The sequence below is a fragment of the Rhodococcus sp. PSBB066 genome, from assembly GCF_017068255.1.
Lineage (GTDB): Bacteria > Actinomycetota > Actinomycetes > Mycobacteriales > Mycobacteriaceae > Rhodococcus > Rhodococcus aetherivorans.
Genome location: NZ_CP070859.1, coordinates 1,202,630 through 1,216,870, shown reverse-complemented (window position 1 = coordinate 1,216,870; position 14,241 = coordinate 1,202,630). Strand labels below are relative to the sequence as shown.

Sequence of the window (14,241 nt, the reverse complement as noted above, 5' to 3'; positions counted from 1 at the left end):
GACATGGCACTGACCATCGGAATCGACGTGGGCGGCACCAAGGTCGCCGCCGGCGTGGTCGACGAACACGGCACCCTGCACGCCCGGCTCCGCCGCGCCACCCCGTCGGACGACCCCGCCCGCACCGAGGACGTCGTCGCCGACGTGGTCCGCGAACTCCGCGCCGCGCACGACGTGTGCGCGGTGGGCATCGGCGCCGCCGGATTCGTCGCGTCCGATCGCCGTACCGTGCTGTTCGCCCCCAACCTCGCGTGGCGCGGCGAACCGCTCGGCGAGGCCGTCGAGGCCGCGTGCGGGCTGCCGACCGTCGTCGAGAACGACGCCAACGCCGCCGCCTGGGGCGAGGCACGATTCGGCGCCGGCCGGGGTGCCCGCACCGCGATCGTGCTCACCGTCGGCACCGGCATCGGCGGTGGGCTGATCATCGACGGCGTCCTGCACCGCGGAGCCTCGGGGCTGGCCGCGGAACTCGGCCATCTCAACGTCGAGCCGCACGGCCGGCGCTGCGGGTGCGGGAACCACGGCTGCTGGGAGCGTTACGCCAGCGGGCGGGCCCTGGTGCGGGAGGCGCAGGAGATCGCGAGCGTCTCGCCCGCGCTCGCCGGCCGGCTGCTCGAGCTGGCCGGCGGGCGCGCCGAGCAGATCACCGGGCACCACGTCACCACCGCCGCCCGCGAGGGCGACGCCGCCGCGCTCGAGTGCTTCCGCACGATCGGCACGTGGCTCGGTCACGGCATGGCGGACCTCGCCGCGTTCCTCGACCCGGAGGTGTTCGTCCTCGGCGGCGGTGTGTGCGAGGCCGGGGAACTGCTGCGCGGGCCCGCCGTCGCCACGTTCGCCCAGCGGCTGACCGGACGCGGGCACCGCCCGGCCGCCCCGGTGCGGCTGGCCGAGCTCGGCCCCGACGCCGGGATCGTCGGCGCCGCTGACCTGGCCCGGCGCCGCACGGATCTGTCGGCCACGCGCCTCGATCTCTCGGCCGCCGGCTGAACACCCGCCCGGGTGGGGCGAGCGAATGTATCACCGACTCGGACTGAGGAGGTGAGCGATACATTCGCTCGCCGCACGCGGTCCACCGCGTAACACCGTCGTTACCGCGGTTAACCGTTCGCTTGACACGACGCCACTACCGTCGGCGGAGCCACGCGTATACAGCCGTGGATACAGACGACGGGAGTGTGCAGCGGTGGACGGACTCGAACGGCTCCACGCCTCGCTCGACGCGACGCTCGGGCCCGTCGACGCCGCGTACGCCACCGCCTATCCCGGGACGACACCGGCGCGGCAACCCGTGCACACCGTGTACGTGCCGGCCCACCGGTACGACGCGACGACCGTCGCCGACTGGGGTGCACACGCCCGCCGGGTACTCGACGAGAACTGCTCCGGCCCCGGCGACCTGGCCGGCGTGACGGGGATCGAACCGGAGCTCGCCGAACAGGTCCTACCGCTCGTGCGGGCCAAGCTCGGCACCGAGCCGATCGAAGATCTGCGCATCGACTTCGAGGACGGTTTTCCCCAGACGGACGTGCCCGGCCCGCACCGCGACACCGACGAGGACGCCCACGTCGCCCGGACCGCCACCGTTCTCGCCGGCAATCCCTCCGCCACCCCGTTCGTGGGGCTGCGCTTCAAGTGTCTCGAGCCCGCCACCCGCCGTCGCGGGATCCGCACGCTCGACGCCTTCGTCGGTGCTCTCGCCGAGAAGACCTCCGCTCCGGACGGTTTCGTCGTGACCCTGCCCAAGGTGACTGCACCCGAGCAGGTCTCCGCGATGGTCACCGTGTGCGAGCACCTCGAGCGTGCGCACGGGCTCGACGTTCCCCTGCGGTTCGAGATCCAGATCGAGACCCCGCAGGCGATCTGCGGTCCCGACGGCACCGCGCAGGTGGCGCGGATGCTGCACGCCGCCGCGGGCCGTTGCGCGGGACTGCACTACGGCACCTACGACTACTCCGCCGCGTGCGGCATCGCCGCCGAATACCAGGCCATGGACCACCCCGTCGCCGACCACGCCAAGGCCACCATGCAGGTGGCCGCCGCCGGCACCGGCGTACCCCTGTCCGACGGATCCACCAACCGCCTCCCCGTCGGCACCCGCGAACAGATCCGGGCCGCGTGGGGCCTGCACGCCCGGCTGGTGGAGCGGTCGCTGCGCCGCGGGTTCTACCAGGGCTGGGACCTGCACCCCGCGCAACTGCCCACCCGCTATGCCGCGACGTTCGCGTTCTACCGCCGTTCGTTCCCCACCGCGGCGGCCCGCGTCGCCGCCTACCTGTCGCCGGGGCGTGACTCCGGCTATCTCGACGAACCCGCGACGGCCCGCGCCCTGGCCACGTTCCTGCTCCGCGGCCTCGCCTGCGGAGCCCTCACCGAGACCGAGGTCCGCGACCGCGCGGAGACCACGCCGGACCGGCTGACGCGGCTCGCGGGCCGACAGGAAGGACCTACCGGATGTCCACCGTGATCCGCACGCGACGCGCCGTCGTCGGCGACCGCGAACACCCCTGCTCGGTCGTGCTCCGGGACGGGCGCATCGCCGCGATCGGGGCCTACGACGCCCCTGCCCCCGCGGGCGCCGAGGAGTTCGTCCTCGCCGACGACGAGGCTCTTCTGCCCGGTCTGGTCGACACGCACGTGCACATCAACGACCCCGGCCGCACCGAGTGGGAGGGATTCGCGACCGCGACCCGCGCGGCCGCCGCGGGCGGCGTCACCACCGTCGTGGACATGCCGCTCAACTCCGTGCCGGCCACTGTCGACGTCGCTGCGCTGGAGGTCAAGAAGAAGGTTGCCGCCGAACAGATCTCGGTCGACGTCGGATTCTGGGGCGGCGCCGTGCCGGGCAACCTCGCCGACCTCGAACCGCTCTGGGACGCGGGCGTGTACGGCTTCAAGTGCTTCCTCGCCCATTCCGGGCTGGACGAGTATCCGCCGCTCGACCGGGAACAGATGCTCGCCGCGATGCGCACGATCGCGGGCTTCGGGGGCCTGCTCATCGTCCACGCCGAGGACGGGCCCACCCTCGACGCCCAGCCGCCGGCCGCGGGCCGCCGGTACGCCGGCTTCCTGCGGTCGCGTCCGCCGGCCGCGGAGTCGCGGGCCGTCGCCCAGGTGCTCGAGGGCGCCCGGGAAACGGGTTGCCGCACCCACATTCTGCACCTGTCCGACGCCGGGAGCCTGCCGCTGATCGCGCAGGCCAAGGCCGACGGCGTGCCCGTCACCGTCGAGACGTGCCCCCACTACCTGTCGCTCTTCAGCGAGGAGATCCTGGACGGTGCAACTCATTTCAAGTGCTGCCCGCCGATCCGCGAGGCGAGCAACCGGGAAGGCCTGTGGCGCGGCCTCGCCGAGGGCACGATCGACGCGGTGGTCTCGGACCACTCGCCGTGCGTGCCGGAACTGAAGAAGTTCGCGACCGGAGACTTCGCCGAGGCGTGGGGCGGCATCTCGTCGCTGCAGCTCGGCCTGCCGATCGTGTGGTCCCAGGCCAGGCGCCGCGGCCACACCCTGACGGAGGTGACCCGATGGATGGCCCGAGGCCCCCGCGACCTGGTGGGCATGACCGACCGGGGCGAGATCGCGATCGGCAACGTCGCGGACTTCTGCGTCCTCGCCCCCGACGACGCGTTCGTCGTCTTCCCCGAACGCCTGCACCACCGCAACGCCGTCACCCCCTATGCCGAGACCGCGCTGGCCGGGGTGGTCCGCGGGACGTGGCTCGGCGGCCGCCCCGTGGGCCGGACGCCGAACGGGCGCCTGCTCGACCGTGAGAGGACGAACCCGTGACCGACCCCGCCTTCCTGCAGCTGCCCGACCTCGCGTCCCGGACCCTCGCCGGCTCCGTGGTGTACGCCAACGACGAACTGTTCGCCCAGCGGGAGAATCTCGTCACCCCGGAACCCCCGGCCTTCGACACCGGGGACTTCGGGCACAAGGGCAAGGTGTACGACGGTTGGGAGACCCGGCGGCGCCGCGAACCCGGCCACGACTTCGCGATCGTCCGGCTCGGGGTGCCCGGAGTCGTGCGCGGCGTGGTGATCGACACCGCATGGTTCACCGGCAACTACCCGCCGTTCGCCTCGGTGGACGCCGTCGAGACGGAGGGGTATCCGACACCGGACCAGCTGCTCGCGGCGCCGTGGCAGCCGATCCTCGACAAGGTGGCCCTCGCCGGGGACACCGCCAACACCTTCGCGGTCGACAGCGAATACCGATGGACACACCTGCGGCTCAACATCTTTCCCGACGGCGGGGTGGCCCGGCTGCGGGTGCACGGCGAGCCCCGGCCCGACCCGGCGTTCCTCACCGGGACGATCGACCTCGCCGCGCTCGAGCACGGGGCCGACGTGGTGGACTGCTCGAACCGCTTCTACTCGTCCCCGCGCAACATCATCGCCCCCGGCCGGGCGCGGCACATGGGCGAGGGCTGGGAGAACGCCCGCCGCCGCGACGGCGGCAACGACCATGTGGTGGTGCGCCTGGCCGGGGAGGGCCACGTCGACCACGTCGAAATCGACACCTCGTACTTCGTCGGCAACGCCCCCGGGTGGGCACGACTGATCGGAATCCCGGACGGCGCAGCGCTCTCCGACGAATCCGCGTGGGTCGAGCTCGTGCCGCGGACGGCACTGCTGCCCGACTGCCGGCACCGGTTCCGCGTCGACGCGGCCGTGCCGTTGCGGCACGTGCGGCTCGACGTCTATCCCGACGGGGGCCTCGCCCGGCTGCGCGTGCACGGGCGGCTGACGTCGCCTGCGGCGGAAATCTGACTTCCTGCGTGAACGACGGTGCAAGCAGCGGCACGCCGTCGAATGCGGTATCAACCAACTCGAGCAGAACCGGGCCGTGGCAACTCGATACGACAACTCGCCGTTCGCTACGCGTCTACCGTCCGCATCACCGCGACCAATTAGTGGCTCCGGACGGACAACTGATGAAAAACGCCTAGAGTCTGGGGGTGCTCCGTTCGGCGGCTCGGGGCTGCGCCCGGCTACATCTTGGCGTATCTGGCCATGGCGAAGCTGTAGAGGCCGTAGGTGATGATGCCCACGCCGGCCGCGATGAGGAGGGCAGCCCCATAGGGTTGCGCCCCCACGGTTTTGAAGGCGCCGTCGAGTCCGGTGGCCTTACCGGGCTCGGATTGGCTGACGGCGAGAATCACCAGCAACCCGATGGCGGCGATGGCCAGACCTTTCGCGATGTACCCGACCATGCCCAGTCGTCGCACGAGAGGACTGGTGGTTCCTTCGAGGTCGTCGAGGAAGCTGCGACTGACACCCTTGTAGACGTGGTATCCGCCGACCGCGATGATGACCAGCGCCCCCGCGAGGAGGACGATCGTACCGGCGGTGGTCTGCATCAGGCGGGCCGTGATGCCCGCACTCTGCCCGCTGCTGGACTTGCCGCTGCCGCGGGCGAAACCGAACGCGGAAAATGCGAAAGCGAAGTAGACCACCGCCAGGGAAAGGGCCTTGAGACGATCGAGCACCTCCGATTTCTTGCTGTCGGCGTCCGGTCGGGACGAACTGCCGAGCGCCGCTTCGGCGAGCCGCCACAGTCCCATGATTGCGAACGCGACGACGCCCACCCACAGCGCTGCGATGCCGCCCGGCTTTGCGGCCAGTTCCGTCATGGCGCCGGATTGGTCGGCGGTGCCGGCTGCGCCGCCGAGGGCGAGCCGGATGGCGATGTAGCCGATGATCAGGTGCACGATGCCGCTCACGACGAACCCCGCGCGGGCGAATCGTTCGAAGATGCTGTTCTGGGCCAGACGGCCCGCGGTGGAGGACGAGTTGCCGTACGACGGCGGCGAAGAGCTCGCGGCGGGTGCCGAGGAAGGGGTGGTGTCAGGCATGGCGATCGTCCCATGTTGGTGGTGGAATTCTCCGTCGGCGGGTGCGACGGTTCGTGGGCAGGGTGCGTAGGGCTGTCCGTAGCCCGATGCGGGAAGCCGGAGCACCTCCGCCCGTCTCACGCAAGGCACGGAATTTCAGTTCGGAGGCCGTCTCGGGGGCATCGTCGGCGGTCGCTCGCAGGAACCGGTCGGGCAGTGCGAGTTTGTGGATGGTGCGCAGCGTCAGCAGGTACTGCCGTGCAAGGGGACCGGTGGTGTAGGGCAGGTCGTACTTCTCGCACAGCGCTTGCACCCTGGTGGAGATTTCCGCATAGCGGTTGCTGGGGAGATCGGGAAACAGGTGATGCTCGATCTGGTAGCAGAGGTTGCCGCTCAGGAACGCCATCACCGGGCCGGCCCGGAAGTTGGCCGCGCCGAGCATCTGCCGCAGGTACCATTCGGCCCTCGTCTCGTTCTCGAGTTCGGCGAGGGTGAACTTCTCGGCGCCGTCGGGGAAGTGCCCGCAGAAGATCACCACGTACGCCCACACGTTCCGCACCAGATTCGCGGTCAGGTTCGCCGTCAGCGTTCGCCGCCAGCGACGTCCGCTGAGGGCGGGAAAGAGCAGGTAGTCCTTGCCCGTCTGACGGGCGATCTTCCCGATCAGCGCTCGGAAGTGGGCGGATTTCTCGGCAGCGGTGCCGACGCGGTCCTGTTCGGAGTACAGGTCGTGCAGAGCGATGCCCCATTCGAACGTGGCTGCCAGCAACAGATTCCGCAGCGGTTGCAACAGATGTTCGGGCTTCCAGGGCTGGTCACGAGTGATGCGGAGGACACCGTAGCCGAGGTCGTCGTCCATTCCGACGATGTTGCTGAACACGTGATGGCGGTAGTTGTGGGAGTAGCGCCACTGCGACGAGAGGCCGGCCATGTCCCATTCCCAGTTGCTGGAGTGGATTTCCGGGTCGTTCATCCAGTCCCATTGACCGTGGGAGACGTTGTGGCCGATCTCCATGTTCTCCACACTCTTGGCCACGCCGAGCGCCGCCGTTCCGAGGACCCAGCCCACCGGGCCCCTGGTGCCGTAGATCACCAGCCGCGCAGCGGTATCCAGTAGCCGCTGGAGGCCGATGGTGCGGCGGATGTAGGCGGCATCGGCCTCACCGAGCGACTCGGTGACGTCATGGCGAATGCTGGTGAGTTCGTCGCTGAGTGCCTCGACGTCCTCGTCGGTGAGGTGTGCGTATTCCTTGATATCGGAGATGGCCATGGTGCGCTCCAGGTTCCGGACGAGCCCCACCCGGAACGCCGGGTGGGGGCGGCGCCCGGTGCGGCCTCAGGGCCGGGTCAGTAGTAGTGGCGTCGGCCTGCCACCGCGTGGCCCATCGACCCCATGACCGCCAGGACCACTCCGATGAGGATGAGCGCGACCCCGACATACAACAGGATGGGCAGGCTGATGACCACGCCGACGATGGCGAGGATGATTCCGAGAACGATCATGAAGACCAACTGATTTCGGGTTGTCTTGCTTGTGCGGACGGCAGCCGGTGCGCCGGGCAGCACACGGCGCACCGACGCGAGAAGCGGAATCTAGTGTTTGAAGGCGTCCTTGATCTTGGCGCCGGACTGCTTGAGGTTGCCCTTGACCTGGTCGGCCCGTCCTTCGGCTTCGAGGCTGCGATTCCGGGTGGCCCTGCCGAACACCTTCTTCACCGAGCCCTTGGCGGCCTCGGCCGAATGCGCGAACTTTGTACGCATACTCATGACGGGTTCATCTTCCTCTGGTGTTTCGCCGGCGCGGACGCGCCGGTCGTGGATGAATCGGTACCGGGCCGACCGTCAGTGTGTGACGCCGTGGCGCACGGTGGCTTGACCTGTTCGGTGACCGAACGGGTGTCGCCAGTCACGTCGCCCGTCGTGCTGGTCGCGGTGGTTCGTCCCGTGGTGGTTCGTCCCGTGCGGTGTCCTGTCGACTGTATCCGGGTTCGCGGCGGCCATCTCGCGCTGTTCGGCGAGGCGGTCCCGGTCCTGGTACGCATCCGCTGTTTCGCGGCGGGATTCTGTCAGGTCGTGGCGGGCGACACGGCCACGCCGGGAGGTGCGCCGGGCGCCGGCAAGGAGCATGCTGAGCCCGATGAGCCCTACTGCGCCGACGACGATGCCGTAGAGGAACAGCGTGCCGGTGGAGCCGGTGACGTGATAGCCGAACACGGCAAACCCGTCGGTCACGGCGTGCCCGTCACCGCTGTTGCTCAGCACGCCGGTGAGTCCGACAATCACGGCGGCGAGAAGGACGATGAGTCCGAAGATGATGATCATGGCGGCCTCCCGGGCCTACGTCGTGAGACTCAGTCAACGCCGAAATCCACCGTATGTCAACACTGTAGGTCTACTGCCAAGACCTACGGTAAAGGCCTACGGTGGGAGGCAATGAGTGAAGGAAGTGTTTGTGATGGCCAAGGCCCCCGCTGATCGCACGCCCCGCTCCGGCAAGGGTCGGGTCCCGGACGGCGGCCCGATCACCCGACAGCGAATCCTGACGGCCGCACTCGAGATCATCGACCGCGACGGAATCGACGCACTGTCCATGCGTCGCCTCGGCAAAGCCCTCGACCGCGACCCGATGACCCTCTACCGTCACGCCCCGAACAAGGCCGCTCTCCTCGACGCCGTCGCCGAGAACGTCCTCGAACAGCTCGAGGTCGACACCGACGACGGCGACTGGGTAACTCAACTCCGGGAGGTCGCCCGCGGCTTCCGCCGGTTGGCGCTCGACCATCCCCACGTTGTCCCGCTCCTGGTCACCCGGCCCCTGGCGACGCCCCTCGGACTGCGGCCGCTGGGAACACTGCGCCCGCTGGAAGACATCCTCACCTTGCTCACCCGGGCCGGCTTCACCGCGACTGATGCCCTGCACGTCTACCGGGCCTTGTTCGGATTCCTCCACGGTCACGTCCTCAGCGAGCTCCAGGAACTCGTCGAACGACCCGACGAGCACGACGATCTGCTACGCCTGGGACTGCACCGCCTACCGATCGGCGACTTCCCCCTCCTGCGCGGCCTCGCACCGGTACTGGCGTCCTACGACGGCGCCGCGGAACTCGAACGCGGCCTCGACATCCTGTTCACCGGACTCACCGCGACACTGACCTCCCTCGACGGCCCAGTCGCGCGGTGATCCCACGACGGCGAGTCGTCGGTCGATCGTCGCCGCGGGCATCCCCTGAGCAGGACGGTGGTCCCGTCGCGGATGTCCGGTTCCGGGAACGACCGCAACACGGGCACCAGATCGCTCAGGATCGGGGCCGGACGCTTGCTGACGGCATCGCGAGCACCGCCCACCAAACACTAGCGCGGCCACAACCTTCGGTCCGAATTTCGGCGGCCGACGCACGGGGTCGCACCACCGTCGGTGTCAGTGTCGACCGCAAGGCCTTGCAGACATGGTCCCGATTCCGGCCGGTCGTGGCACACAACTCGACGAGGGAGCACATCAGGGCCGAGCCGGCCGGGTCGAGGCAGGGCCCCGGCTGCACGTCGAGGCAATGGTGCCTTTCCGGACTTCCGGAGCCCCGAAAGGACGCCACGGCAGCGGCGCTGCCATAGGCTCGCACCATGACGGCATCGGCGACGATCGGCTCACCGGAGGAGCTGGCGCGGGCGCTGGACACGACGGGCTACCTCGCCGACGACGGCCTCGCGACGGTCGCCTTCCTGGCTCTGCGCATGGGCCGCCCGCTGTTCTGCGAGGGGGAACCCGGCACCGGCAAGACTTCGCTGGCCATTGCGCTCGCCGACGCGCTGGGCCTGCCGCTGATCCGCCTGCAGTGTCACGAGGGCATCGATGCGTCCCAGGCCCTCTACGACTGGGACTTCCCCCGGCAGTTGCTGCACCTGCGCACCCTCGAGGCCGCGAGCGGCGGCCACCTGGAGGCCGAGGAGGCGGAACGCTCGCTGTACACCGAGCGTTTCCTGCTGGCGCGGCCCCTGCTGCAGGCGCTCACCGACGCGCCGTGCGTGCTGCTCGTCGACGAGATCGACCGGGCCGACGACGAGTTCGAGGCGTTCCTGCTGCAGGTGCTGGACGAGAACGCCGTCACCATCCCCGAGCTCGGGCAGGTGCGGGCGCAGACGCCGCCGCTGGTGGTCCTCACCTCCAACCGCACCCGCGAGGTGCACGACGCCCTCAAACGCCGCTGCCTGTACCACTGGCTCGAACATCCCGACCTCGCGCGGGAGGTGGAGATCCTGCGCCGCCGCATCCCGGGCATCGCCGAACATCTCGCGGAACAGGTCGCCCACGCCGTGCAGACCATGCGCGGGATGGATCTGCTCAAGCCGCCCGGCGTCGCCGAGTCGCTGGACTGGGCACGAGCGCTGCGCGAACTCGACCGCGACGTGCTCGACGCGACGACCGCGGCCGCGACGCTGGGCGCCGTCCTCAAGTACCGGGAGGACCTCGACCGGGTGGTCCGCACCGGGCTCGACCGGCTCCTGACGGGGTGAGGCCCGCGATGACGACGGCCGCGGACGTCGGAGGTCCCCTCGTCGGGATCGCCGGGTTCACCCGCGCCCTCGCCGCGGCCGGCCTGCCCGTCGCCTCGGACGCCGCCGAGGCCTACGTGCGCGCCCTGCGCGAGATCGACCTCGGCGACCGCCGGCAGGTGTACTGGACCGGGCGCGCCACCCTGTGCCACGACCCCGACGACATCCCGCGCTACGACCTCGCGTTCGAAAGCTGGTTCGGGGGAACGGCACCCGGCGTGACGTCGCCGCAGACCCGCACCCCGCGTCGGGCCCGCATCGCCGGACTCACATCCGCGGGGGGTGACGAGACCGCCGGGGAGGGTCCGGAACTGCGGGTCGCCGCGGACGACGCCGACGTGCTCCGCCGTCGCGACATCGCGGAACTGTCCGACGCCGAGCGGGCACACCTCGCCGAGCTGATCGCCACGCTGCATCCGCGACCGCCCACCCGCCCGGCGATGCGGCTGCGCCCGTCGCGCCGGGGCCGCATCGACCCGCGCCGCACGGTGCGCCGGATGCTCGCGGCCGGGGGCGAGCCCGTCCGGCCCAGCCGGCACGGCAAGGCGACCCGTGCGCGCCGGGTGGTACTGCTGCTCGACGTCTCCGGATCGATGAGCCCCTACGCGGACGCGCTGCTGCGGTTCGCGCACGTGGTGACCCGCGCCGATCCCGCCCACACCGAGGTGTTCTCCCTCGGCACACGCCTGACGCGGCTGTCGCGCGCGCTGCGGGCCCGCGACCCGGAACTCGCCCTCGCCGCGGCGGGCCGGGCGGTCCCCGACTGGGCGGGCGGCACCCGGCTCGGCGAGACCCTGCGGGCGTTCCTGGACCGGTGGGGCCGTCGTGGGCTCGCGCGCGGTGCCGTCGTGGTGATCTTCTCGGACGGCTGGGAACGCGGCGATCCCGGCCTGCTTGCCGAGCAGCTCGCCCAGCTGCGCCGCCTCGCCCGCGCCGTGCTGTGGGTCAACCCGCACGCCGGGGCGGCCGGGTACGAGCCGGTGCAGTCCGGCATCGCGGCCGCCCTGCCGCATCTCGACCGTCTGCTCGCCGGGCACAGCCTCGCGACGCTGCAGGAACTGCTGGAGGAGGTCCACCGTGCGTGAGGTTCTCGACGAACTCGACCGTCGCTACCGGGCCGGCGACACCGTCGCCTTGGGAACCGTGGTCTCGACGTTCCGTTCCGCGCCGCGCGCACCGGGCGCGGCGATGCTCGTCGCCGGCGACGGCACCGTGACCGGCAGCGTCTCCGGCGGTTGTGTGGAGGGCGCCGTGTACGAGCTCGCCCAGCAGGTGATCGAGGACGGTGTGCCCGTGTTGCAGCGGTACGGCGTGTCCGACGACGACGCCTTCGCCGTCGGGCTCACCTGCGGCGGCATCATCGACGTGTTCGTCGAACGGGTGGACGTCGCCGGATTCCCCGAGCTGGGCGAGGTCGTCGCGTCGGTGCGGGCCGGGGAACCCGTCGCGGTCGCCACCGTCACCGAGCATCCCGATCCGGCGTGGGTTGGTCGGCGCATGGCGGTGTGGCCGGATCGCGCGCACGGGGCGCTGGGGTCGGCGCGGGCGGACGACGCCGTCGCCGACGACACGCGGGGTCTGCTCGCCGCGGGCCGGACCGCGACGCTGCACTACGGGCCGGACGGGCAGCGCCGCGGCGAGGGCATGTCGGTGTTCGTCCACTCGTTCCAGCCGCCGCCGCGGTTGCTGGTGTTCGGCGCCATCGACTTCGCGGCCGCCATGGCACAGCTCGGCTCGTTCCTCGGCTACCGCGTGACGGTGTGCGACGCGCGGGGCGTGTTCACCACCGCCGCCCGGTTCCCGGCCGCCGACGAGGTGGTCGTGGACTGGCCGCACCGCTACCTCGCCGCCGAGGCGGCCGCGGGGCGCGTCGACTCGCGCACGGTCGTCACGGTGCTCACCCACGACCCGAAGTTCGACGTGCCGCTGCTCGAGGTGGCATTGCGGCTCGACCTGGCGTACGTCGGTGCCATGGGGTCGCGGCGGACGCACGAGGACCGGTTGGCGCGCCTGCGCGAAGCGGGGATGACGGAGGACGAGCTGGCGCGGCTGTGCTCCCCGATCGGCCTGGATCTGGGGGCGCGCACTCCGGAGGAGACCGCGGTGTCGATCGCGGCGGAGATCATCGCGCTGAAATGGGGTGGCCGGGGTGAGCACCTCGCCCGCACCGAGGGCCCGATCCACGCCCACGAGGACAGCGCGGTTCCCGGGCAGTAGGAGCTGCCCGGGGCGGCCGCGCTCAGCCCTCGGCGACGACCCGGAACTTCTCGAGCGAGGTGTCGGTCGCGTCGGGAATCACCATCCCGGCGTTCACGCCGCTGCGCAGGTAGTCGACGACGGCGTCGTCGAGCCGCTCACCCGGCACGACGGCGGGAATGCCCGGCGGATAGGGGGTGATCTGCTCGGCCGCGATGCGCCCGGCGGCCCGGCCCGCGTCGACCATCTCCGCCCTGCCGAAGAACGCGTCGCGCGGCGACATCACCGAGTCGAGCTGCAGCTCGCCGGGGCTCGGCAGATACATCTTCGGCGGCGGATCGAACGACTCCGCGGCCTGCGACAGCGACTCGAGCGCCGCGACGAGCCGGTCCGTGGTGCCCTCGTCGTCCGCCATGGAGAGGGTGGCCAGGATGCGCCGGTGATCGGTCATGCCGAGGTCGAGCCGGCAGTGCTCGCGCAGCCAGTCGCTGCACTGATAGCCGGAGACGCCGAGTTCGCTCACGTCCAGGAGGATCTGCAGCCGATCGAGATCGTGCGAGGCCTCCTCGCCGAGCAACCGGTCCTCGAGGACGGTCGGCCCGTCGATCGCGGCGATCCGGTCGCGGGTACGCCGAGCCAGCTGCAGTGCGTCACCGAGCAACTCGGCGCCGTGCTCGACCATCTGCCGGCGCCACCCGTCGATGGCCGAGTAGATCATCACGTTCGGGCTCGTGGTCATCAGCAGGTCGGCACAGGCCGACAGGTGCGCCCCGTCCACCAGGTCGCCTTGTAGGTGGTACACCGATCCTTGCTCGAATCCGGCACCCATCTTGTGGACGCTGACCACGCAGATGTCGGCGCCGGCGTCCATGGCCCAGGTGGGCAGGTCGTCGTGGAACGGCAGGTGCGCGCCCCACGCCTCGTCGACGATGAGGGGCTTGCCCCGCTCGTGGCAGACCTTCGCGATGCCCTCGAGGTCCGCGCACGTGCCGTAGGGGCTCGGGCTGACGATCAGCGCGCCGGCCGCATCCGGGTACTTCTCCCACGTCGCGCGCACCTGGTCCGGCGACGGCGGATGGGAGAAGTGCATCTCCTCGTCCCACCGGGGTGTGATCCAGCGGGGCGTGACGCCGCTGAAGATCAGCCCGGCGACGATCGACTTGTGCGAGTCCCGGCCGACGAGCAGTCCCCCCGGATCGTTGCCCGCCACCGCCATCATCGCGGCCTTCACCGACAGGGAGCTGCCGCAGGTGGAGAAGAACGCCTGCTCCGCTCCGACCGCCTCGGCCATGAGCTGCTCGGCCCGCGACAGGTAGCCGTTGCCCGACTTCCGGTCGTCGAGGCCGCCCGAGGCGAGCACGTCCGAGCGGAACGTGTCGAGCCCGAGGACCTTCTTCACCCGCGGGTCGGCACCGCGGCCTTGGCGGTGGCCGGGCGGGGAGAAGCCGTAACGGTCGAGCCGGTGGTACTGATCCAGTGCATCCAGCAGGGGAGTTTCGGACTGATCCATGCCCGGGGGGTACCCCGCACGCGGACCGAAAATGCCCTGCCGCAGGTCGGCTTCGCGAGTCGGATTCCCCCGTCCCGCCGCCACCCGCGCGGGAACGAGGTTGTTCCGCCACCGATTCGGCGAATCGGCGTATTCGGTGGTCATCGTTGGA

General features: G+C 70.7%; 14 protein-coding genes. 8 read left to right on the top strand and 6 right to left on the bottom strand.

Annotated features, from left to right (window positions below):
* The first annotated feature begins 3 nt into the window (after window positions 1–3).
* From JYA75_RS05620 to alc, 4 genes are all read left to right on the top strand, one after another.
* Window positions 4–990: an ROK family glucokinase gene (locus JYA75_RS05620; RefSeq protein WP_203329774.1), complete on the top strand. Its 987-nt coding sequence runs from the start codon at window positions 4–6 to the stop codon at window positions 988–990.
* A 196-nt stretch (window positions 991–1,186) separates the two neighbouring features.
* Window positions 1,187–2,467 (top strand): aldolase, encoded by a 1,281-nt coding sequence (locus JYA75_RS05615; RefSeq protein ID WP_168580388.1) that lies wholly within the window; start codon window positions 1,187–1,189, stop codon window positions 2,465–2,467.
* On the top strand, window positions 2,455–3,789 hold the full coding sequence (allB, locus tag JYA75_RS05610; protein ID WP_203329773.1) for an allantoinase AllB: 1,335 nt from the start codon (window positions 2,455–2,457) through the stop codon (window positions 3,787–3,789). Before JYA75_RS05615 ends, allB begins: the two co-directional genes overlap by 13 nt.
* The gene (gene alc, locus JYA75_RS05605; protein ID WP_168580390.1) at window positions 3,786–4,772 is read left to right on the top strand and encodes an allantoicase; all 987 of its coding nucleotides are present in this window, start codon (window positions 3,786–3,788) and stop codon (window positions 4,770–4,772) included. The genes allB and alc overlap by 4 nt, the downstream gene beginning before the upstream one ends.
* Before the next feature lie 221 nt (window positions 4,773–4,993).
* Here the strand turns inward: alc and JYA75_RS05600 are convergent, their stop codons facing one another.
* The 5 genes from JYA75_RS05600 to JYA75_RS05580 form a co-directional block, all read right to left on the bottom strand.
* Window positions 4,994–5,857 carry a DUF1206 domain-containing protein gene (locus tag JYA75_RS05600; protein ID WP_239010535.1) on the bottom strand — a complete coding sequence of 288 codons (864 nt, stop codon included), beginning with the start codon at window positions 5,855–5,857 and terminating at the stop codon, window positions 4,994–4,996.
* Window positions 5,850–7,106 carry an acyl-CoA desaturase gene (locus JYA75_RS05595; RefSeq protein ID WP_203329772.1) on the bottom strand — a complete coding sequence of 419 codons (1,257 nt, stop codon included), beginning with the start codon at window positions 7,104–7,106 and terminating at the stop codon, window positions 5,850–5,852. Before JYA75_RS05595 ends, JYA75_RS05600 begins: the two co-directional genes overlap by 8 nt.
* A gap of 77 nt (window positions 7,107–7,183) precedes the next feature.
* On the bottom strand, window positions 7,184–7,339 hold the full coding sequence (locus JYA75_RS05590; protein WP_203329771.1) for a DUF6131 family protein: 156 nt from the start codon (window positions 7,337–7,339) through the stop codon (window positions 7,184–7,186).
* A gap of 90 nt (window positions 7,340–7,429) precedes the next feature.
* Window positions 7,430–7,597, bottom strand: a complete 168-nt coding sequence (locus tag JYA75_RS05585; RefSeq protein ID WP_170914042.1) for a CsbD family protein — start codon at window positions 7,595–7,597, stop codon at window positions 7,430–7,432.
* 81 nt (window positions 7,598–7,678) lie between these two features.
* The gene (locus JYA75_RS05580) at window positions 7,679–8,158 is read right to left on the bottom strand and encodes an APC family permease (protein ID WP_203329770.1); all 480 of its coding nucleotides are present in this window, start codon (window positions 8,156–8,158) and stop codon (window positions 7,679–7,681) included.
* Window positions 8,159–8,291: 133 nt separating this feature from the next.
* Here JYA75_RS05580 and JYA75_RS05575 point away from each other — a divergent pair, with 133 nt between their 5' ends.
* The 4 genes from JYA75_RS05575 (at window position 8,292) to JYA75_RS05560 (ending at window position 12,601) form a co-directional block, all read left to right on the top strand.
* Window positions 8,292–9,017 (top strand): TetR/AcrR family transcriptional regulator C-terminal domain-containing protein, encoded by a 726-nt coding sequence (locus JYA75_RS05575; RefSeq protein WP_043796804.1) that lies wholly within the window; start codon window positions 8,292–8,294, stop codon window positions 9,015–9,017.
* Between the two features lie 437 nt (window positions 9,018–9,454).
* Window positions 9,455–10,345, top strand: a complete 891-nt coding sequence (locus tag JYA75_RS05570) for a MoxR family ATPase (RefSeq protein ID WP_100057199.1) — start codon at window positions 9,455–9,457, stop codon at window positions 10,343–10,345.
* Window positions 10,346–10,353: 8 nt separating this feature from the next.
* Window positions 10,354–11,469, top strand: coding sequence for a VWA domain-containing protein (locus JYA75_RS05565; protein WP_161996251.1), 1,116 nt, complete (start codon window positions 10,354–10,356; stop codon window positions 11,467–11,469).
* On the top strand, window positions 11,462–12,601 hold the full coding sequence (locus tag JYA75_RS05560; RefSeq protein ID WP_006944119.1) for an XdhC/CoxI family protein: 1,140 nt from the start codon (window positions 11,462–11,464) through the stop codon (window positions 12,599–12,601). Before JYA75_RS05565 ends, JYA75_RS05560 begins: the two co-directional genes overlap by 8 nt.
* 22 nt (window positions 12,602–12,623) lie before the next feature.
* On the opposite strand, the gene JYA75_RS05555 is transcribed toward JYA75_RS05560, so the two are convergent.
* Complete coding sequence (locus tag JYA75_RS05555) at window positions 12,624–14,090, bottom strand: hypothetical protein (RefSeq protein WP_006944120.1); 1,467 nt, start codon at window positions 14,088–14,090, stop codon at window positions 12,624–12,626.
* Window positions 14,091–14,241 lie beyond the last annotated feature (151 nt).